This window comes from Knoellia locipacati, assembly GCF_007992835.1.
Lineage (GTDB): Bacteria > Actinomycetota > Actinomycetes > Actinomycetales > Dermatophilaceae > Knoellia > Knoellia locipacati.
In genome coordinates, this window is the sequence record NZ_BKBA01000004.1 from 160464 (window position 1) to 182193 (window position 21730).

The following is a 21730-nucleotide window of genomic DNA, read 5'->3' on the forward strand; positions in this document are numbered from 1 at the left end:
ATCTTGGAGACGACTACTATCCAAAGTCAAGAGTTTTCTTCCGAAGGAGGTATGCCGTGCGGCTCGCCGAGCTGTCCGCCGAGAGTGGTGTCGCGGTCGCGACGCTCAAGTACTACCTGCGTGAGGGGCTGCTCCACCCGGGCCGGACCCTGTCGCGGACCTCGGCCGACTACGACGAGTCGCACGTCGACAGGGTCCGCCTGGTGCGGGCGCTGAGCGAGGTCGGCGGCCTCTCGCTGGCGACCATCGAGCAGGTGCTCGAGGTCATCACCGAACCCGGCACCGACCGCCTCCACGTGCTCGAGGCAGCCCAGCGCACCCTGGTCCGGGCGGGGGCGCGAACCCCTGACGGCGCCGACGGCGGCTCGACCCAGCGGGTGCGTGACTGGATCGAGCGCCACGGCTGGGAGATCGACCCGATGGACCCGTTCATCGACGACCTCGCCCGCGCCTGGGAGGCGTGCGACCACGCCGCGCTCGGCCTCGACGAGGACCGGATGGACCGCTACGCCGAGCACGTCGAGGGCATCGCCACGGTCGACGTCTCCACCGTCCCGGAGGACCCGGAGGCGGCGGTGCGACACGTCGTCCTCGGGACCCTGCTCGTCGACCCGGTGCTCGTCGCACTGCGTCGACTCGCGCAGCAGCACGTCTCCCGTCGGGCTGAGAGGGTGGGGCCATGAGCTCCTGGTGCGCGGTCTACGTCGACGTCGGCTACCTCCTCGCCTCGGCGGCCACCCGCGTCACGGGGTCGTCCCTGCGCAGCAGCGTCGAGGTCGACTACCCGGCCCTCGTGCGACGGCTCGTCGAGCAGGTCGAGACCGACTCGGGGCTGCCGGTCCTGCGCGTCAACTGGTACGACTCGGGGTCGCGCCCGGGCGGGCAGCCCGACCACCAGCAGGACCTCATCGGGCTGCTCCCCCGGGTCAAGCTCCGCCTCGGCCGCCTCTCGTACGCCGGCGAGCAGAAGGGCGTCGACGTCCGCCTCGGGCTCGACCTCGCCCTCCAGGGCCGGGCCCGCGTCGCCGACGTCGTCTATCTCGTCTCCGGCGACGACGACCTCACCGAGGCGGTCGAGGAGGCGCAGGGCGCCGGTGTGCAGGTCCGCCTGCTCTCGGTCCCCGGCGTCACCGGCACCTCGCACGCGGTGTCCAAGCACCTGCGGCGCGCGGCCGACGACGAGCTGCTCGTCGACGCCGAGACCATCGACCTGTGCGTGCGCTCGCGGGCCCTGGCCCCCGGACTCGTTCCCGCTCCGGGCGAGTCCGACGACGCGGCGGACGAGCTGGTGGCCGCCGACGACTCGGTGGTCGTCCTCAACCCGGTCGACCCGGACCCGACCGTCGACCCGTCGGCGACGGCCGAGCCCTCGACGGACGAGCCCGGCCTCCCCGAGCCCGACGTGGCAGCCCCGGAGACGGGTGAGACGGTCCCCCGGAGCCGACCGGACGGCATACCGGGTCCTTCGCCGGCCGTCTTCGGGCGTCTGCGAGCGAGCGAGGTCGTGCTCCCGGAGCCGCTCACCCCCGTGGCGGCAGCGGCCACCGAGGCGGGCCCCGGCCTCTGGGACGCCGTCGCGTATGCCGTGGTCTCGTCGTGGTGCCGCACCGCGACTCCCGGATCGCTCGCGGAGCTGCGGGGTGCGCACCCGACCGTGCCCGGTGAGCTCGACCGGGCGCTGCTGCTCGACCTGTCGAGCCGGTCCGGGGCCTACGACATCGACGACGCGGCCCGGCACGGTGTCCGCGACCGCTTCTGGCACCACGTCGGGCGGATCCGCCTCACGTGAGGGTCAACATCATCGCCGCCGGGTCCCGGGGCGACGTCCAGCCGATGGTCGCGCTCGGGGTGGGCCTGCAACGGGCCGGCCACACGGTGACGATCTGCGCGGGCGACGACTTCGAGGGGCTCGTCACCGGCCACGGGGTGGGGTTCGTCCCGGCCGGACTGCGGATCGACGAGCTCATCGCCTCACCGCTGGGCGTCGCCTGGCTCGGTGAGTCGAGCCGCAGCCCGTGGCACGAGCTCGCGGCCATGCGCCGGCTCGTGCGCTCGACCGTGCAGGAGTATGCCGGCGCGTGGGTCCCGCTCGTCGGCTCGGCCGACCTGTGGGTCAGCGGGTTCCTCACGGTCCACGCCGTCGACGCCATGGTGGCCGTCGGTGGCGGCCGGCACGTGACGACGGAGTTCGCGCCGATGCGCCCGTCGCGGGAGGGGTGGGCCGGTCTCCAGCCGCGGCTCCCCCGTCGTGGCTCGCTCGTGAATCGCCTCGCGGGACAGGCGCTCCTGCACACGGTCGCGTCCGTGGTCGGCATCGCCGGCGACGAGGCCCGTGCCGAGATGGGCCTGGCACGCACGGGGCGGCGGGGCGTGCTGGAGGCGGTCCGTCGCACCCCGGCACTGCTCGCCGCCTCGCCGGTGGTCGTGCCGCCGGCGCCGGACTGGAAGGGGAACCCGGCGGTGACGGGCTATTGGTTCCTCGACGAGGACCCCGGGTTCGTGCCGGACCCACGGCTGGCGTCCTGGCTCGCTGACGGGCCCACGGCCTACGTCGGGTTCGGGTCGATGTCGACCCGCGAGGCGCGGGCGCTCGGCGAGGTCGTCGCCCGGGCCGCTCGGGCCGCCGAGGTGCGGGTCGTGCTGCACTCGGGCTCGGCGGGGCTCGAGTCGCACGACGACGAGTGGGTGCACGCGGTGGGTCCCGTGCCGCACGGGTGGCTGTTCCCGCGGATGGCCGGGGTCGTCCACCACGGCGGGGCGGGGACGACCGGGGCCGCGCTGCGTGCCGGGGTGCCGCAGGCGGTGGTGGCCCATATCGGTGACCAGCCGTACTGGGGACGCCGGGTGTGGGAGCTGGGTGTCGGCGCCCGTCCTGTCCGGCGGCACGCCCTGTCGCAGGAGTGGCTCACGGCGGTGCTGCGTGGGTTCGCCCGCGGCGAGCGCAGGTCGCGAGCGGCGGTGGTGGGAGCGGAGATTCGGCGTGAGGACGGGGTGGCCCGCGCGGTCGAGCTGCTCAGCGCCAGGCGAAGCGGACCGGTTGGCCCGGCTGGAGCTGCGCGGCCCGGTCGACGCACGCCGCAGTGACGACGCCGATGACCGGGTAGCCGCCGGTGACCGGGGAGTCGTTGAGGCAGAGCACCGGCAGCCCGCCCGGTGGGACCTGGATGGCGCCACGCACCAGAGCCTCGCTCGCGAGCTCGGCGTCGCGCCGGTCGAGGAGACGCTCGACGGGGGTGCCGTCCAGGCGGATCCCCCGCCGGTCGCTGCGCGAGGAGGTCGTCCACGTCGTGCTCGCGAGCGCCGCGGGGTCGGCGAACCAGTCGTGGCGCGGCCCGGGGGTGACGTCGAGGACGACGGTGCCGCTGCGCGGGTCGGCGACGCCGGCGGCGTCGAGCACCGGGAAGGACTCGGTGCGGGTGCCCACCTCGAGCACCTGACCGGCGGCGAGGGGTGCCGGGCCGAGCCCGGACATCGTGTCGCTCGACGCCGACCCGAGCACGGGCGGGACGTCGAACCCACCGCGGACCGCGACGTAGGTGCGCAGGCCTGCGGACGGCATACCGAGAGAGAGGACCTGGCCGTCCCGGACCCGGACGAGGGCGTTGTGGGGCGCGGCCCGCCCGTCGAGCTCGGCCGGAGCGGGCGCCCCGGTGAGGCACACGAGGAGCTCGCCGACCGCGCGCAGGCGCAGGCCGCCGAAGGTGACCTCGAGCGAGGGCGTCCCCGTGGCGTTGCCGAGCAGGCGGTTGCCGAGGAGGTAGGACCCGACGTCCGCGGCACCGGCCCGCCCGACGCCGACGGCGAGGTGGCCGACGCGGCCCAGGTCCTCGACGAGGGTGAGCGGTCCGGGGTCGAGGACCTCGACGGCCGGTGTCATCTCGGGACCTCGACGAAGCGGACGGTGGTGCCCGGGGTGAGGAGCGCGGGAGGGTCGCGGTCGGGGTCCCAGAGGACGAGGTCGGTCGTGCCGAGGAGCTGCCAGCCGCCCGGCGACTCGCGCGGATAGATGCCGCTGAACTCACCCGCGAGCCCCACCGCACCTGCCGGGACGCGGGTGCGGGGCTCGGTGTGTCGGGGCACGACGAGCCGTGGGTCGCCGCCGACGAGGTAGGCGAAGCCGGGTGCGAAGCCGCCGAACGCGACCCGCCACGGGGTGCCGGTGTGGGCGGAGACGACCTCGGCGGCAGTCAGCCCGGTCTGGGCCGCGACGGCGTCGAGGTCGGGGCCGTCGTAGCGGACGGGCACCTCGACGACGCGGGAGGCAGGCCGCGGGGTCGTGGCGTCGGCGTCGGTTGCGGCGGCGCGGATCGCGTGCGCGAGGGCGGTGAGGTCGGTGGTGGCCCGGGCGACGACGAGGAGGGTGCGGGCGGCGGGGACGAGGTCGTCCACCTCGCCCCACGGGCCGTCGCCGTCCTCGACGAGCCCTCCGAGGGTGGACTCGAGCGCGAGCACCGACTCGAGGTCGTCGGTCTCGACGAGCCAGGCGCACTCGCCCATGGGGAGGAGGCGGACGTCGACGGGCACGGCGGGCTCAGGCCGTGAAGGGTGCGATCTCGACGCCGGCGCCGGTGAGGGCCGCCCGGACCGCGCGCGCCATCTCGACGGCGCCCGGCGAGTCGCCGTGGGTGCAGATCGACTCGGCCTGCACCTCGATGTCGGTGCCGTCCACGGCGGTGACCCGCTGCTCGGTCACGAGCCGGACCATCCGGGCTGCGACCTCCGTGGGGTCGTGGAGGACGGCACCGGGTGCGCCGCGGGGCACGAGCGTGCCCTCGGGTGTGTAGGCACGGTCGGCGAACGCCTCGACCACCGTGCGCAGACCGGCGGCCTCGGCACGGCGCAGGAACACCGAGCCGGGCAGGCCGAGGACGGGCAGGTCCGGGTCGATGGCGACGACCGCCCGGACGACGGCCTCCGCCTGCTCCTCGTGGTGCGCGATGGCGTTGTAGAGGGCGCCGTGCGGCTTGACGTAGGCGACGTGGCCGCCGGCCACCCGGGCCAGCATCTCGAGGGCGCCGACCTGGTAGATGACGTCGGCGGTGAGCTCGTCGGGGTCCATGTCGACGAAGCGCCGCCCGAAGCCGACGAGGTCGCGGTAGCCCACCTGGGCGCCGATGACGACGCTCCGCTCGACAGCGCGGGCGCAGGTCCGCTGGAGGGTGAGGCTGTCGCCGGCGTGGAAGCCGCACGCGACGTTGGCGCTCGTGACGACGTCGAGCATCGCGTCGTCGTCGCCGAGCCGCCACGTGCCGAGCGACTCGCCGAGGTCCGCATTGAGGTCGACCCGCCTCGTGGTGCTGGCGCCGGTCGTGGCTCCCGTCATGGGGCCAGTCTGCCCGTGACGCGAGGCCGGTCGTCGTCCGTCGCCGCTGAGGAGGTGTGTCGGGTGGAGGAGTGTCTTCGCTCCACCACGTGACGCAACGGCGGTCCCACGGTGGTGGGCCGACGGCATACCGGATCCGGTTTGGAGGACGTGGGGTGCGTGCGGCACACTGGGACGGCTCACGCGCAAGTGGCGGAACGGCAGACGCGCTGCGTTCAGGTCGCAGTGTCCGAAAGGGCGTGGGGGTTCAAATCCCCCCTTGCGCACGTGTGGAGATGTCCGCGGACATCCCGGAAGGCCCCGAACCCCGTCGGTTCGGGGCCTTCTGCTTCTCCGCTGCACTCAGGGTGCACGGGGCGACATCGGGTCCGTCCCCCGGCGTCGCACGGGCGAAGCGGCCCTTAGGCTCGATCGATGACCACAGGAGGAGGCTGCGCGTGAACGACCAGGATGCCCTGATCGCCGGGCGCTACCGTCTCGTCAAGGTCATCGCGGCCGGGGGGATGGGCGTCGTGTGGGAGGCCTGGGACGAGCGTCTGGAGCGGGCGGTGGCCGTCAAGCAGCTGCACGCGCTTCGCGGCGTCCCGCAGGCCGAGGCCGAGGAGGCCAAGGACCGCGCCATGCGCGAGGCGCGCATCACCGCTCGGCTGCACCACGCCCACGCCGTGCCGGTCTTCGATGCCGTGGAGCACGACGGCCAGCCGTGCCTCATCATGCAGCTGCTGCCGTCGACCCCGCTGTCGACGGTGATCCGCGACAGCGGACCGCTGCCCCTGGCCCGGGTCGCGACGGTCGGTGCCGAGGTCGCCTCCGCACTCACGGCGGCCCACGCGCTGGGCATCGTCCACCGCGACGTCAAGCCGGGCAACATCCTCATCACGCCCGACGGTGGCGCGCACATCAGCGACTTCGGCATCTCACACGCGATGGGCGATGCCACGCTCACGCGCACCGGGATGATCCACGGCACCCCTGCGTACCTTGCGCCGGAGGTGGCTCGCGGGGAGGACGCGTCGTTCCCGGCGGACGTCTTCTCGCTCGGCTCGACCCTGTATGCCGCTCTCGAGGGTTCGCCTCCCTTCGGCTCGGACGGCAACTCGCTCGCCCTGCTGCACAAGGTGGCCGCGGCGAACGTCTCACCGCCGACCCGGGCGGGGAGCCTCACGCCGTTCCTGCTCGAGATGCTGGCCTCGGAGCCGGGCGACCGCCCCTCGATGGAGGCCGTCGCGGTCACGCTGGCAGACCTCCGCGCTGACGACGGGGCCCATGAGGTGCACACGACGGCACCCATGGCCGCGGTGGCCGGCGCCCCAGCGGTGGCCGACCACGCGGCGGAGGCCGACCCCGCGCCGGTGGAGCGTGAGCCGGTGGAGCGTGAGCCGGTGGAGCGTGAGCCGGACCTCCTCGACGACCTGCTCCCGCAGCACGACCGGGCCCGGGAACAGCCCCCGGCGCCTACCCCGGCGGGTGACGTCGCGGAGACGGGACGCCGTCGACGGCTCTCGCCACTGCTCCTGCTCGTCGCCGCCATGGTCGTGGCAGGGCTGGTGTGGGGGCTCGTGTCCGCACTGAACGACGACAACGGTGGCGACCCGTCCACGGCGGACTCGGGCGCCACGACCCAGACCACCCCGGGGAGCGCGTCACCGACGCCCTCCGCCACTCCCACGACCCCAACGCCCTCGGCCACGCCCACGACCTCATCGCCGTCGGCCACGCCCACCCCCAGTGCCACGACGCCGTCGCCGAGCGCCTCGACCCCGTCGAGCTCGTCGGCCCGGCTCGGCACGGCGATCACCACGTACTACGGGTTGCTCCCCGGCGACACGGACTCGGCCTGGCCGCTGTTGACCGCGGGCTACCAGCGCAGCCCCAGCGGCGGTCGCCAGGGCTTCGAGCGCTTCTGGTCACCCGTCCGCGACGTCACGGTGAGCAACGTCCGCGCCACCTCACCGGACCGGGTCACCGCCACGATCACCTACTCCTACAAGGACGGTCGCACCGTCGTCGAGAGCACCCGCTACCGGCTCGTCGACGAGGGCGGCGTCCTCAAGATCGCGGCCTCCGAGGTGCTGAGCAGCCGACGCGGCTGACGGCTGACGGCTGACGGCGTCCTCATCCGTCGATGACGGCGGCGTCGATCCGGGTCCCCGACGCGAGCACGGTCACGGACCCGTGTGAGGTGACCGCCTCGTCCCAGCCGTCGGGCGCGAGGTCGGCACCGTCGCGCTCCGTCCGCCGCACGAGAAGCCCTCGTCGCCGGGTCCGTCGACCACGAGCATGGTGGCCTTGTTGAGCAAGGACCACCACTGCGCGCCGGAGACCTCGACATCGGTCAGCTCGACTGTGGGCACGCCCTCGGCGAGGGTCAGGGTGACGCGGTCGCTCTCGAGGAACTCTGGCATCGCCTCAACCTGGCGGCGGCTCGGCCCCCACGGAGGTGTGCGGGCGGGCTACTGCCCCAGCGCGACGTCGTGGGTCAGGTAGGCGACCGTGTCGGCACCCAGCGACGGCAGGTACGTCGTGAAGCCCATGACGTAGACGTCGGGGCCGACCTTCTCGAAGCACGCCATGCCGCCCCCGGCGTCGCCGTACGTCGGACCGTTGCACAGCACCGCCGGCGTGGACGTGGCGGTGGCCGACGACAGGAGGTCAGGGAAGCGCGCCTCCATCGTGGCGCCGTCGACGATCGACTCGTAGAGGGTGAAGGTGACCATGTTGGTGGCCGAGCACTGAGCCGTGTTCTGGTCGGGCACCGGCACGCAGTCGAAGGGGCCGATCGTCGGCTTGTCGTGAGTGCTGACGGCGACGGGCTTGAGGGGCTGGACCGCCGACAGCCGGACCTCGGAGTCCGGGGTGTCCTGGGTGTCGGCGGCCTCGCGCAGCGCCGGCAGGCCCGTGACGGGGTCGGTCCAGACCTCGCAGTGCAGGGCCTCGCGACGGGCGAGGTCGGCGGGCTGGACGGCCGCGACCTGTTCGGGAGAACCGTATTCGCGTGCGTTGACCTCCTCTGTCGCCGTCAGCGCCTCGCACGACTGCGCCTCGGCGATCCGGTCGAGGGCGAGCTGGACGTCGACCATGCCGGTGGGTGGCGGTGACGTGGTCGCGCTCTCGCCGGCGGTGGGGCCGGGGGTGGTGCTCGACGACGGTGTGCCGGCGGAACCCGAGGTCGTGCCCGCATCCGGGCCGCACCCGGCGAGCAGGGCCGCTCCGACGAGGACTCCCATGACGCCCCGGACGACTCGACGCACGAGACTGCCCTCCCTCTCCCGATCCGACCCGACGTCCCGGGACCCGCGGGTCATCCTGCTGGACGCGACCGCGGTCCCGCTGCCGAACGGCGAAAAGACCGCGACTGCCGGGGCCGACCACCCTGCTCGTCTCGATCCGGATGACGGCACACGTCGGCAGTGACTAGCCCGGATTGGCCATGTCGGGGCCCCTGAGGGGTCACCACACTCGTGTCATTGAGTCGGATGCCACAGCCGGTTCTCCACCGCGCGTCGACGACCTCGACCTCCGCAGCGGTGACACGACACAGACGTCCGGTGCCCTCTTTGTCGGAGGCCGGTCATGGCAGGGAAATCGCGAGTCGCGGCGAGCAGCCTCGCCGACAACGCGGACCTGCCACGCCTCGTCACGGTGCTCGACAGGGCGACGTGGTTCACGCCGCTGACCAAGCGCGTGCCACCCGGTCAGACGAGCAAGGACCAGGTCCGGATCCCGGTCCGCGACGCCCAGCGGCTCCTCGTCGACGTCGTGCGTCTCGTCGCCGACCTGCCGAAGGACACGACGCCGGTCCTCGTCTGGCAGCAGGGAGCGGCCGAGCTCGAGGTCGACACGTCGGCGACGACCCTCGACTGCGACCACGGCCTGGTCACCGTCGGCGTCCGGGTCGACTGCGACCAGCTGCGGGAGCCCACCGCGGTGTCGGTGCCGTTCGCGGTGGGCACCGTCGAGGCCCCGACCGGTCTGGTCATGTCGACCTTCACCCGTCTGTCCGGGCCACCGGTCGTCACCGACGCGTGGTCGGACGCCATCACCGCCTTCGCGTGGGAGTCGCTCGTCGAGCTGACCCGCCGGGTGTGCGCCCAGCTCGGTCGTGACACCCGGGCGCGGGCCCTCATCCCGGGCGGGATCGCCGCGGAGAAGGGCGTCCTGCTCGTGCAGCCCATGTCACGGACGGCGGCGATGAGGGGGTGAGCAGTCATGGCGTTCGGTGAGGACGACCTCGGGGGGTTCGGGTCACTCACGCGCGCCATCGGTCTCACCCGCGGGACGAACGGTGACAGCAACCCCGACTGGTTCGGCGACCCGGTCGGCGGCGCGGCGCCGCCGCACACCAACGCCAACGGGTTCGCGACCCTCCTCTCCGACGACGACCAGCGGGACGCCCTCATCGAGTTCGTCGACGAGGTCCTCGGGCCGCCCACCGGTCACGACGACGCGACGTCCCGATGGGTGCCGCTGTTCGCCAACGTGGACCCTGCGGTCACGGTGTATGCCGTCCTCGAACCGACCGGGTCCGCCACTGCAGGGACGGTGCGCATCGGGGTGGGGGTCGAGCACCGAACGGGGCTCGCCGGTGACCCGTCCGCCGCGCCCCGCGTGACGACCCGGCTCCACGTCCCGATCGCCCACGTCGCCAGAGGCAGCGACACCCGCCCGGCCGACGGGCCGAACCCGAGCTGGCTGCTCCTCGGCCGGGAGGGCGGGCGGATCGGCGTCGAGGTGGAGGCGACCTTCACCGACGCACCCCCCGTGCCCGGCGAGTCGTTCCTGCGAGGGCTCTCCGCGTCGATCGGGATCCCGACCGGCAACGAACCCGTCGAGTTCCGGCTCTCGCTCACCGACCTCCAGCTGCCGGGTGCGGCGTCCCCGACGACGCAGACGTTGACCCTGGACGACCTCGCCACCGTCGGGCCGGACCTGATGCAGTTCATCGCCGGTCTGGTGCGCGCGCAGGTCGCCGCCCTCCCGACGAGCAGCCCGGCGCTCGCCAGGGTCTGGGCTCTCGCGGGCATGCTCGGCCTGCGCGACGGGGTGGCCGACCTGCCGCCGCTGCCGCTCGAGGACATCGTCCAGCGCGGACTGCCGGCCCTCGTCGACTGGCTCGAGGACATCCTCGAGACCGAGACCCACCTCGACGCGTGGCTCGCCGAGCTCGCCGCCCTCACCGGTGGGACCCCCGACGCAGCCCGCAACGCGGTGACCCTCACGGTCGGCCCGTGCACCGTCACCGTCGGGCTCGTCGTCGCCGCCGGCACCGGTGGGCACCCGACCCTCACGCCGTGGGTCGAGCTGGCACTCGGCACCCGGTCGGGTGCGCAGGCCCTCGCCCACGTCGACCTGCTCGTCGCCGACACCGGGACGGGTGCGGCCACGGCGATCCCGGCGCTGCGGGCCGAGGCCGTGTTCGGCGCCGACGCCGGTGGCACCCGGCTCTTCGCGGGAGGTGCCGGACAACCGCGACTCGGGTCGGTGCACGTCGGCCTGCGCCTCGACGAGGCGAGGCGTCCGGCCTTCGTCCTCACGCTCCACGACGTCGACCTCCCCGGACAGCCGCACCGCGACGTGCTCGACCTCTCCAGCCCTGACGCGGCCCTCGACGCGGCCGACGACGTGCTCGACGGCGTCCTCTCCGACGCCCTCGACGCGCTCGGTGACGCCGGTGGCCTCCTCAAGGTCCTCCTCGGGGTCGACCCACCGGGGACGATCGACAGCCCGGACATCCTCGACCTCGTGCGCGACCCGGTCGCGACGATGCGCGACTACTGGCTCGCCATCACCGACGACCAGGACGCGATGACGCAGGCCCTCGGCGCCGTGCGGCACCTCCTGCTCGGCTCCGCCGGCCCGATCGTCCCCGGGACCGGCCGCGTGGACGACCCGTGGCGGATCGTCCTCGGCGACGACGACACCGTGGGGCTCGACCTCTGGCGTGACGGCACGAGGTTGCGGGTCGCCGTCTCCGCGGTGGCCGACCTCGACGTCCTCGACGACCTCCGGGTCGACGCGTCCGCCCGGCTCTCGCTACTCAGCCTCGACCTCTCGACCGGTGCGGCGTCCTTCCTCGAGGACGTCGTCGGACGTGCCGGGATCGGCCCCCGCGGCACCGACCCGGCGGTCCTGCGGATCGGGGACGACCTCGCCATCGAGGCCCCCCGGCTCGGGGTCGACGTCACGTGGACACCGCGCTCGGGGGTGCGGGTCGCACCGAGCGGTGAGGGAGTCGCGCTCCTCGTCAGTGGCCTCGGGTCCCGCGCCCCCGACCGGCTGCCCGTCCCGCTGCCCCACCTCGACGAGCACGGCAGCTGGAGCCCCGACTGGGCACCGGACTGGGCCGCCCTCGAGCGGGTCCTCGGCCACCTGCTCCGCAGGGTCGGCAGCGACGTCCTCGACGCGCTCGCGGACCTCGTCGGGTGGGGCGAGGCCGAAGCCCGCTTCGGTGCCCCGCCGACGGTACGCGCGCGGCTGGCCCTCGACGTGCTCCTCACCGACCCCGCGGGGGCGATCGAGCAGTGGCTGCTCGACCTCACCCTCGACTGCCGCATGCTCGGCTCGGCGCTGCGCCCGCTCGCCTGGCTCCTCTCCGCCGGGTCCCTGGGCGCACCTCTCGGCGACGGCCGCCCCGAGCGTCCGTGGCGGCTCCCTGTCGGTGGCGCGGCCGGCGCTCCCGGGCTCGCGGTGTGGACCGTCCCCGGCTGCCGGCCCGAGACGGCCCGCCGCGGCCCCGCCGAGGCCCTCGACCTGCTCACCGGCACGAGCATCCCGAGCGCGGCGACGACCGCGAGCGTCCTCCTCTCGGTCGCGCCGAGTGTGCCCGAGCTCGCCGACCTGCTGCACGGGCGCACGGGTCTCGCCACCGGTCTGACCGGACTCGTCACCCGCTGGTCGGGCACCGACGGCCTCGTCGCCGCACCCGCGACCGTCGAGGTCGACGGGCACGAGGTGCTCGCGGGTGACGCGGGGGTGCGCGTCAGGACTGCGGCCGGCCTCACGTATGCCGGCCTCGTCGCCTCCGTGCGCAGCGGCGCGGGCCTGCCGGTCGCGCCCGGTCAGGACGGAGTGCCGGCCGCCGTCGTGCACGTCGGCTGCGTCGGCGTCCACGACCAGGACTGGCTCGATCTCGTCCCGGCACCCCAACGGATCGACGCCACCGGTCCCAGCCCCGCGGCCGTCCCGGCCACCGGCGACGGGCCGTGGTTCGTTCTCGTGCCCGATGTCGCGCAGGCCGCCGCCGACCGACCCGACCACGACGGCCTGCTCGCCCAGGCCGAACGGGTGGCTGCCGCGCTCGCCGCGCGGACCGCGCCGGTGCTGCTCGTCGGGCACGGTGGGGCCGGGGCCGCCACGGTCCGGGCCACGGCCCTCGGAACGGTGGCGACCTCGGTCGACGACGTCGTCACCGTCGGCACCCCGTGGGGCCCCGTCGCCACGACCGCCTTCGAGACCGACCTCACCGGGGACGCCCTGCGCCTCCTCACCGCCCTCGCGCCGAGCGACACGTCGGCGCAGGCGGACACCGTCCTCGGCCTCGGGTCCGCCCCCGCGCGACAGGGACTGGACCTCGTGGGCCGCAGCCGCAGCGACCTCACCCGGCTCCCCAGCGCCCTCGCGGTGACCCGCGACCCGTCGGTGCGGGTGCACGCGTGCTTCGCCTCGCTGGGCTCGGGGGACATCGAGCGCGCCCTCGGGGCCTTCGTCGCGCAGACCGTCCAGGCGCGCCTTCGCGCGCTCGAGGCCCTGCCGTCCGGTCCGCCGCAGGAGGTGCACGTCGCGCTCGACCTCCCCGTCGTCGACGGCACGATCGGCGGGCTGCTCCTCGGAGCCGGCGCCCGGCTCGACCTGCTCACCGTGGCCCGCGCCGCGCCCCGCCTGCGACCGCAGCGCGAGGTGACCGTCAGTCTCACCGTGGCGGTGACGGACGGCTGGCTCGTCGGTGGACCCGGTGCCGCGCAGCACGACATCGAGTGCCGCTGGGTCGGGTTCGAGGTGCACGTCCCGCTCGACGGTGGCGCCGGGCGCACCGAGGTGAGCCTGCACGAGGCTCGCGCGCACACGGCATACCGGGAGGTCTGGACGGTCACGGGCGACGGGACCGGGGCGCCGCCGGAGGTCCGCATCCTGCTCGGCGAGGTCGTGGCGCGGCTGCGCACGGACACGAACCTCGCCCACCTGCTCACCGCGGTCGGACTGCTGCGCGACGGCGGCCTCGACCCGAGCGGGCTCGACCGGCTGCTCCACGACCCGGCCGCCACGGTGCGCGCCGGTGTGGCCGCCGCACCCCTCGCGGTCGCCACCGCCCTGCGCGGGATCATCGGCGGCAGCGTCCCGTCCGACGTCGTGCCCACGGCCTTCCGGGTGTCGAGCGGGCCCGCCCACCTCACCGTCGACCTCGCCACCGGCACCGTGGCGGGCGAGCTCGCCCTCACCGAACCGGTGCCGCTCACCGTCACCCTCGCCGCGGGACCGACCGGCGCCGGGGTCGACGTCAGGGTCGGCGCGGTCGACGACACCCTCGGCGGGGTGCAGCTGGTCGGGCACGCGGGGCCCGGCGGCGCGACCCTGCGGGTCGACCTTGCCGCACCCGGGCGACCGGTCGCCCAGGTCGCGCTCCTGCCCGACCCCAACGCCGACGGTCTCGTGTCGCTCGCCACCGCCCTGCTCCCGGCGCTCCTGCTCAAGGCACTCGGCACCGCGCTGCGGGAGATCGTCGAGGACCCCGTGCTCGACGAGTGCCTCGGCGCCGCAGGGCTGCTCGGCTCCGCCGACCCCGAGTCCGGCGTCCGCGACCTCGTCCCGCCGCTGGGCCTCGTCTGGGACCCCGTCGGGTGGCTGAGGGCGCGCGTGGACCCGCTCGCGGCGACGGTCACCGTCCTCGACGCGCTCGCCCGCGTCGTCACCCCGGACCGCGGCGCGACACCGGGATGGCCGCTCACCGACGACGTCACCGTGACGTATGCCGTCGTCGCCGGTCGTCTCGAGCTCGCCGCCGCGGTCGCGCTGAGTCCCACGATCGACGGGCGCCCCGTCGCGACCTCGCTCACCGGTGGCCTGTCGATCGGCACGACCGGTGCCCCCGTCGCCCTGCTCGACGCGAGGGTCACCGTCGACGGCTGGGGTCTCGACCTCGGTGTCGGCGGCTCCGACCCGGCGCCCGTGCGGCTCGACCTCGTGCGACCCGCCCCCGACACCGCCCTGCGGCTCGTCCCCGCCGGACCCGGGCTGGGCAGTGCGCTCGCGGACGGCGCGGAGTCGCTCGTCGTCCTCGCGCTCAACGAGCTGGTCGGCCACCGCACCGACGCCGCCTCTCTGCGACAACAGGTCGCGCAGGCGACGTTCGACGTCTGCGGCGCCCTCGACCTGCTCGTCGCGGCCAAGGTCGACAAGGGGAAGCTGCGGCTCTACACCCAGCCGCCCGGGCCGGGCGCGGTGCTGCTCAGCCGCCTGCCCGCGCTCGCGTCCACCGGGCTGGCCGCGCTCGCCGAGGCGCTCGACCCGGCGCACACCCTCGTCGCCAGCACGCTCGACGGCGCCGGGACCGTGCGGCGGTTCGGGCTCGGGACGGCCGTCGCAGGGGTGCGGCCGTTCTCGGTCACGGTCGACGGGTCGGGCACACCGTCGGTGAGCTTCGGGTGCGACATCGCGCTCGGGACGTGGGGCCGCTTCGCGGTCGAGGAGCTCCGCCTCGACGCGAGCGGCGTGCGGGTCGCGGTGCGCGGTGGGCCGTTCGTCGTTCCGCTGGGTCCCACGACGCTGCGCCCGGTCGTCGTGGTCCGGGCCGGTGTCGCGGCCGGCGTCGGCACCCGGCTCCTCGCCGTCGGGCTCGCCGTCGACGAGGTCGAGTCGGTCCAGCTGCGGTGGGCGCTGGACACCAGCCCGCCGGAGCTGTGGGCGATCACGGGCGGCTCCTCGCCGGGACAGTCGCAGGCGCCCGAGGCCATCGCCGCCGACCTCCTCGGCATCGGGGTCGAGATCGTCTCCGGCCTCGTCGCCCAGCAGCTCGGGAGCATCATCACCGACCGTGCGACGGCGCTGCTCAAGGACGTCGTGTTCAGCAACGCCCAGCGGCGGATCGACCCCGGGTTCGTGCACGCGCTCTTCCACCCCGAGGAGCTGCTCGACCGGCTGCAGACCCTCGCGTGGAACTGCGCGACGATCACCCCCGGCTTCGAGCTCACCATCGGCGACCAGGTGACGCTCGGCCTCGTCTCGGAGCCCGAGGGAGACGTCGCCACGAAGAAGATCGGGCTCCGGCTCGACGTCAAGAAGCCGCTCGTGCTCTCGAACAGCGACCCCAAGGTCGAGCTCGTCTCGCGGGCGGACTGGATCACGGGAGCGCCGCCGTCCGGGCTCCACATCTTCCTGCTCGAGGGGACGAGGACCTCGCTCGACATCGTCCCGCAGGTGCGGGTCACCGGGGTGGGCCTGCGGTTCTCGGGCGCCGCCCGTCCGATCGTCGACCTCGACGGGTTCTCGATCGACGCCATCGAGGTCAACCTCTACGGCGAGGCGGCCCGCGAGGGTCTGGGCGGTGGCATCCGGCTCAAGCTCGACGGGCTGTCGGTCGCCCCTGCTGGTGGTGGCGGCGACAACGCCATGGCGAACTCGCTCATGACCGACGTCGGCTCGTCCAGCGGATCGAGCCGGCCGTCGTTCAGCCCGTCGCTCGCCCTGCAGAAGCACCCCGGCCCCACCGAGAAGCTCGGGGTCACGCTGCGTGCCGGTGACCCGCCCGGCCCGTGGTGGCTCGTGGTGCAGCGCCAGCTCGGCCCGCTCTACGTCGAGCGCGTCGGCCTCGGGACGACCGAGAGCGGCGGGACGGTGACGTCGATCAGCCTGCTGTTCACCGGACAGGTCTCGCTCTTCGGGCTCACGGCCGCCGTCGACGGCCTCGGCATCACCTGGAAGGGCGGCGACGTCGCCAGGATCGAGAACTGGGCGGTCGACCTCAACGGCCTCGCGGTCGCCGCGGACATGGCGGGTGTCTCGATCTCGGGCGGCCTGCTCAAGCTCACCGAGGGCACGGCGGTGTCCTACGTCGGGATGCTCGTCGGGAGGTTCGCGGCATACGGGCTGTCGGTCTTCGGCGGGTTCACCAACGACCGCGGCAACGCCTCGTTCTTCATCTTCGGCGGCGTCAACGGGCCGTTCGGCGGGCCACCGATGTTCTTCCTCACCGGGATCGGCGGCGGCCTGGGGATCAACCGCGGGCTCCGCGTGCCCGACGACCTGTCGAGGTTCGGAGACTTCCCCTTCATCCAGGCCCTCGACCCCGCGGCCACGCCGCCGGCCGACCCGATGGTGCGGCTGCGCGAGCTCGCGACCTACTTCCCGCACCGGATGGGCGAGTTCTGGTTCGCCGCGGGCATCTCGTTCACGTCGTTCAACCTCGTCGACGGGGTCGCGGTCATCGCCGTGTCGTTCGGCAACGGGCTCGACGTCAACCTCTTCGGGCTCGCGCGGATGGCGCTGCCGCGTCCGGGCGCGGCGATCGTGTCGATCGAGCTCGCCCTGCTCGCGCACTTCTCCACGAGCGAGGGCGTCTTCCTCATCAAGGCCCAGCTCACCGACAACTCGTGGCTGCTCTACGAGGACGTCCGGCTCACCGGCGGGTTCGCCTTCGCGATCTGGTGGAAGGGGCCGCTGGCCGGGCAGTTCGTCCTCACCATGGGCGGCTACCACCCCGACTTCCCGGTGCCGGTGGGCTACCCCGAGGTCCCGCGGCTCGGTCTGGTGTGGAAGGTCAGCGACGCCATCGTCATCAAGGGCGGCTCCTACTTCGCCCTCACCTCCGAGGCGCTCATGGCCGGGCTCGACATCGAGGTCAGCCTCGACTTCGGGTGGGTCTGGGCCAAGGTCTCGTTCGGGGCCCACGGCATCGTCTGGTTCGACCCATTCTGGTTCGAGGTCATGGCCTACGCCCGGATCTCCGCCGGCATCGACATCGACCTCCCGTGGCCGTTCGGCTCGCTGTCGTTCTCGATCTCGATCGGCGCGAAGATCAAGGTCTGGGGACCGAAGTTCGCCGGTCGCGCCGAGTTCGAGATCGGGCCCTGCACCGTGCCGGTCGAGTTCGGCGACAAGGCCAAGGTCGAGCCCGAGACCCTCGACTGGCCGCACTTCGTCACGAAGTACCTCGAGGACGCTGGCAGCGCCGCCAAGGCCCTGTCGGCGATCACCGGCCGCGGCACCCTCCCGACCGCGACGTCCAGCCCGAAGGGCGCCCCGAGCGCCGACGGCTCGCTCGCCCTGCCCTTCCAGGTCTTCGCGGAGTTCGAGCTCACCCTGACGACGACGATCCCGACGTCGCACGTCGACGTCGGGCAGGGTTCGGCGCAGGCGGTGGCGCTCACGCTCTCGAGCGGCGCCCCGACCAGCCTGGGCATGGCGCCGATGGGTGCCGCCGGGCTCACCTCGACCGTCCGGGTCACGCTCGAGCGCAAGAACTTCTCCGGCGCCTGGGAGCCCGACTCCGCGCACCTGAGGAAGCTCGCCTCCCGGGTCGACCGCGACCACTACCCGCTCGGGGTGTGGGGCTCGCCGAAGTCGCTCGGTTCCGCACCGGCCCTGCCGAGCACCGAGATCGTCACCGCCGGCAACCGCGTCACCCTCGTCGCCGGGATCGCCCTCAACCCCGTCGGCCCGCAGATCGAGTACCGCCGCGTCACCGCCGGTCGCCGCCCGCTCCCGCTGCGGGCCACCGGTGCCACCCGCGCCGCCTTCCTCAAGACCTCGCGCGACCTCGCCCTGCCGGTGCCCGCGACGTCCGACGACGCGCTGGTGCTCGCGCGGGCCACGCTCTTCCCGCCCGTGCTCGACGTCATGAAGCCGGGTCAGCACAGCGCCCTCGCCCGGGCGTCCTACCGCCGCGACCGCGTCTCGCCCCCCCGCATCGCCTCGCTCACCGACGGTCTCGCGAAGGCCAACGGCGCCGACGGCCAGCGCCTGCCGAGCGAGCCCGTGCCGGTCGAGGTCCGCTCCGCGCGCCGCCCGGTCGTCGCGGCGCTCATGACCTCCGGGGTCGGCGCCGCCGTGCGAGCCCCGGTGACGACGGTGGCCGACGGCTCGCTCAAGCGGCGCCCGGCGCCGACGATCGAGTCGGTCAAGGGCCGGCTCGGGGTGCACCTGCCCGTCGTCCTCCGCGGCACCGCCGCACCCGGCGTCGTCACGGGCGACACCGTGCTCGCCACCACCCTGCCGCGCACCGACGTCGCCGGTGCCGTGCGCACGTATGCCGTGGGGCGCGTCGGCTCCTCCCTCGCGACCGCGGGTGGCGGGCCCCTCGTCGGTGGGCTCGGGAGCCTCGCCGGCACGAGCCGGCCGGCCCCGCGACGCAGCTCGAGGGCTGCGCGGGCGGACGCGACCGGGACCCGGCTGCGGCCGGGCGACCTCGTCGTCCTGCGCAGCCCCGACGCCCAGATCGACGTCGACCCCGACCTCCGCCCCTCGCTCGCCGTCGACGGCACCGCCAGGGTCGTCACCATCACCGGACGCCTCGTCACCGGCGACCGCGTGGTCTCCGGATCGAGCGTCGAGGTGCCCGTCGGCACGACCCTCGTCGCCGCCCACGCCGACGGGTCGGCGACGGCCGGGATCGCCGGCGCCGACGGCGGCGCCGGCGGGAGCGCGAGCAGTGCCGGTTGGACCTCGCGGAGCCGGGTGGCGCGGCTCGGCAGCCACGTCGGTCTGGCCGCGGGGTGCACCCTGAGCGTCGACGCCGCGGGTGGGACCTTCCAGGACGCCGCCGCCACGGGGTGGTGCGACGCCGACGAGCTCGTCGCCTCGGCCCGCGAGATCGTCACGCGCTTCGCCGGACCAGTGGGCATCGTCGCCGTCGCGCTCACCGGGCAGGAGCCCGTCACCCCCACCCCCGCCGACATCGACCTCGTCGGCGCCACCCCTGCCCTCGGCGCCGACGGGCATCCGAAGCCACCGGTCGCCGTCGTCCTCGGCTCGACCACCGTGCTCGTCCACGCCGTCGTCAGCGACCGCGAGCAGCGGGCCGCCGGTGGCGTCCGGGTCGTCGTCCGGTCGGGTGGCACGTGGCAGGTGACCGGCGTCCTCGCCGCGCCCGACGGCGACGGCGGGCACACGGCATACGCGGAACGGCTGGCCAGGGACGGTCTGGAGGCCGTCGTCGCGCGGGTGCTCGCCACCGAGGGCGACGGCGCCGAGCTCACCTGGACCGACCCACCCAAGCGCCCGGCGAGGAGGAGGCGATGACCATCAAGGAGGGCCACTTCCAGCTCTACGCCAACCTGGCGCCAGCGCTGCCCGCCGGTGACTACCGGTTCACGACCGAGCAGGACCTCGACGCGACCGGGCCCAAGGGACGCCTCGACCCGGGCGCACTGCCCGTCGACGACCTGCGCACCCACGTCCGCGTCACCTCGCCGCGCTTCCAGCTGCCGCCCGACCAGGTGCTCTCGACCTATCCGCCGGCGAACACCGAGGGCGCCTACGGCAGCCGGCTCCCGCAGGTCGTCATCAAGCGGCGCACCCTGCCGTGGGAGCGCACCGTCGACCCCGAGAACGAGACCGACATCGACCGGCCCGAGACGCCGTGGCTGGCGCTCGTCGTCATCGCCGAGAACGAGGCCCAGCTCGTCCTCAACCAGCCCGTCGCCGAGTGCGTCACGCCCGGCCAGGTGCTGCCGGGCACACCGGACGTCGCCCAGGGCAACTACCTCCAGGTGCGGCGGTCCGTCGTCGACAGGGTGCTGCCGACGCAGAAGGACGTGGCGCTGCTCGCGCACGCCCGCGAGGTCGACATCCACGACACCGAGCTGATGATGGGCGACGACGACGGCTTCCTCGCGGTCGTCATCGCCAACCGGCTGCCCCTCCCCGGTCGTGACGCCGCCGGCAAGGAGGTCCCCGTGACCTACCTTTGCGCGCTGCTCAACCTCGAGGGCCAGTTCGACGTCCTGCGCCGCGAGAGCCCACCCCAGCGCACGCACACCGTGTGGCCGGTGCACGAGATGGCCGAGCTCGTCCTCGACGCCGCCGAGAGCGACCACGTCGTTATGGGCACCCTCAAGGCCGACGACATCTGGGCCGGCAACGTCGCGCACGCGCTCGGGACACAGGCCAACGTCCACGCCGGGCCGCACGCCGACTCGGTCGACGATCCGCAGGCCGACTCGGTCGACGCGATGCGGCCGATCCGCAGGGCGACCGTGGCCAAGGAGAGCCGGACCGTCACGCCGCAGCTGCGCGAGGGCTGGGCCACCGGCACCGCCGCGGCGACGGACTCGGTCTACGACGTCATGGCCAAGCCGTTCGGGCGGATCAAGGAGTCGGTCAAGCACATCCAGCTCGAACCCGAGTACCGCTTCCCCGTGCTGCTCCACTGGTCGTTCACCTCGGTGGGGGACGTGACGTTCGAGGGCCTCATGGACCACCTCGACTCGGGGCTGCTCGGCACGCTGCCGCCCGAGGAGACGACGCCGGCCAACCCGCTGCGCACACCGGGACGCACCCCGGGGCTCCTGCCGCTCGAGGTCGTGGAGACCGGGCACGTCGGCATCGACCAGCGCACGCGGCGGGGCGACACGGTGCGCGCGTGGTACCGCGGGCCGCTCCTGCCGCACCCCGCCGACACCGCCGCCGACCGACTGCCGCTCGCGCACACCGCCGACCAGCTGCGTGCGGTGGTGCCCGACCGGCGCGAGGACCTCTCTCTCGCCGTGGCCTTCGAGATCGGACGGCTGCTCGCGCTCAACGCCCCGGCGACGGTGTCGGCGCTGCTGGCCTGGCGGCAGACGCACTACCAGGCCGCGCGCCGTGAGGCGCTCTGGGCCAAGGCGCTCGACGGGCTCGAGCTCCAGGGACTCAAGGTGCGCCCGGAGCGGGCGCTCGGGATCCTGCTCGGGCGGGGCCTCGCACGCGGTCTGGCGGCCACCCCGGCCACCGTGCTCGGTGACCCGCTCGCCCCGGTGACACGCGGCACGACGATGCGGCTGGACTCGCTCGAGGGTGCCGGGCTGGCGAGGACGCTCGCCGGCGGGTTCGCCATCGACGCGGACCTCTCGGCCCCGCTCGTCGACCTCGCGCGCATCCTGCGCGACGCACCCATGCCCCGCGTCGACCTGCGCGACCTGCCCGGCCGCGAGGCCAAGGACCTCACTCGCGGGGCCCTGCGGCTCGAGCTCGACCTCGCCACGGGCCTGCTCGCCGTCGACGCCCTCGGCCTGCCAGCGCAGCTCAACCCGGTCCTCGGCGCCGGTGCCTTCGGCCCGATCGAGCGCGTCGACCACGTGGACCGGGTCGGCGGTGGCATCGGGCGTGGTGGCCCGGGTCGCGCCGGTCCGGGTCGCGCCGGTCCGGGTCGCGCCGGTCCGGGGCCACGGCGTGCGCCCGACGCCCTCGATGCCGCCCTCGACGAGCTGGAGGACTGAG

General features: G+C 74.3%; 12 protein-coding genes and 1 tRNA gene. 8 read left to right on the top strand and 5 right to left on the bottom strand.

Annotated features, from left to right (window positions below; genetic code table 11):
- The first annotated feature begins 56 nt into the window (after window positions 1-56).
- Genes KLO01_RS06630 through KLO01_RS06640 form a run of 3 tightly spaced genes read left to right on the top strand, consistent with a single transcriptional unit; the run spans window position 57 to window position 3084 of the window.
- The gene (locus tag KLO01_RS06630; RefSeq protein ID WP_147063404.1) at window positions 57-683 is read left to right on the top strand and encodes a MerR family transcriptional regulator; all 627 of its coding nucleotides are present in this window, start codon (window positions 57-59) and stop codon (window positions 681-683) included.
- Window positions 680-1789, top strand: coding sequence for an NYN domain-containing protein (locus KLO01_RS06635; RefSeq protein WP_147063406.1), 1110 nt, complete (start codon window positions 680-682; stop codon window positions 1787-1789). The genes KLO01_RS06630 and KLO01_RS06635 overlap by 4 nt, the downstream gene beginning before the upstream one ends.
- Window positions 1786-3084 (top strand): glycosyltransferase, encoded by a 1299-nt coding sequence (locus KLO01_RS06640; RefSeq protein ID WP_147063408.1) that lies wholly within the window; start codon window positions 1786-1788, stop codon window positions 3082-3084. Before KLO01_RS06635 ends, KLO01_RS06640 begins: the two co-directional genes overlap by 4 nt.
- On the opposite strand, the gene KLO01_RS06645 is transcribed toward KLO01_RS06640, so the two are convergent.
- Genes KLO01_RS06645 through KLO01_RS06655 form a run of 3 tightly spaced genes read right to left on the bottom strand, consistent with a single transcriptional unit; the run spans window position 3014 to window position 5323 of the window.
- Window positions 3014-3877, bottom strand: a complete 864-nt coding sequence (locus KLO01_RS06645) for a 5-oxoprolinase subunit C family protein (RefSeq protein ID WP_147063410.1) — start codon at window positions 3875-3877, stop codon at window positions 3014-3016. The genes KLO01_RS06640 and KLO01_RS06645 overlap by 71 nt on opposite strands.
- Window positions 3874-4524 (bottom strand): 5-oxoprolinase subunit B family protein, encoded by a 651-nt coding sequence (locus tag KLO01_RS06650; protein WP_307725656.1) that lies wholly within the window; start codon window positions 4522-4524, stop codon window positions 3874-3876. The genes KLO01_RS06645 and KLO01_RS06650 overlap by 4 nt, the downstream gene beginning before the upstream one ends.
- Window positions 4525-4531: 7 nt before the next feature.
- On the bottom strand, window positions 4532-5323 hold the full coding sequence (locus KLO01_RS06655; RefSeq protein ID WP_186827943.1) for a LamB/YcsF family protein: 792 nt from the start codon (window positions 5321-5323) through the stop codon (window positions 4532-4534).
- Window positions 5324-5506: 183 nt separating this feature from the next.
- Between KLO01_RS06655 and KLO01_RS06660 the strand changes: the two genes are divergently transcribed.
- Together KLO01_RS06660 and KLO01_RS06665 are read left to right on the top strand one after the other, a co-directional pair.
- Window positions 5507-5589, top strand: a tRNA-Leu gene (locus KLO01_RS06660).
- Window positions 5590-5760: 171 nt separating this feature from the next.
- Window positions 5761-7416: a serine/threonine-protein kinase gene (locus tag KLO01_RS06665; protein ID WP_186827944.1), complete on the top strand. Its 1656-nt coding sequence runs from the start codon at window positions 5761-5763 to the stop codon at window positions 7414-7416.
- 72 nt (window positions 7417-7488) lie between these two features.
- On the opposite strand, the gene KLO01_RS06670 is transcribed toward KLO01_RS06665, so the two are convergent.
- Both KLO01_RS06670 and KLO01_RS06675 read right to left on the bottom strand, forming a co-directional pair.
- On the bottom strand, window positions 7489-7728 hold the full coding sequence (locus KLO01_RS06670; RefSeq protein ID WP_147063416.1) for a hypothetical protein: 240 nt from the start codon (window positions 7726-7728) through the stop codon (window positions 7489-7491).
- Between the two features lie 48 nt (window positions 7729-7776).
- Window positions 7777-8574 carry a hypothetical protein gene (locus KLO01_RS06675; RefSeq protein WP_147063418.1) on the bottom strand — a complete coding sequence of 266 codons (798 nt, stop codon included), beginning with the start codon at window positions 8572-8574 and terminating at the stop codon, window positions 7777-7779.
- Window positions 8575-8896: 322 nt separating this feature from the next.
- Between KLO01_RS06675 and KLO01_RS06680 the strand changes: the two genes are divergently transcribed.
- From KLO01_RS06680 to KLO01_RS06690, 3 genes are read left to right on the top strand one after another with little or no spacing between them, the layout of a single operon-like run.
- On the top strand, window positions 8897-9526 hold the full coding sequence (locus tag KLO01_RS06680; protein ID WP_147063420.1) for a hypothetical protein: 630 nt from the start codon (window positions 8897-8899) through the stop codon (window positions 9524-9526).
- A gap of 6 nt (window positions 9527-9532) precedes the next feature.
- Window positions 9533-19552, top strand: coding sequence for a DUF6603 domain-containing protein (locus KLO01_RS06685; protein WP_147063422.1), 10020 nt, complete (start codon window positions 9533-9535; stop codon window positions 19550-19552).
- Window positions 19549-21729, top strand: a complete 2181-nt coding sequence (locus tag KLO01_RS06690) for a hypothetical protein (RefSeq protein ID WP_147063424.1) — start codon at window positions 19549-19551, stop codon at window positions 21727-21729. The genes KLO01_RS06685 and KLO01_RS06690 overlap by 4 nt, the downstream gene beginning before the upstream one ends.
- The last annotated feature ends 1 nt before the right edge of the window (window position 21730 follow it).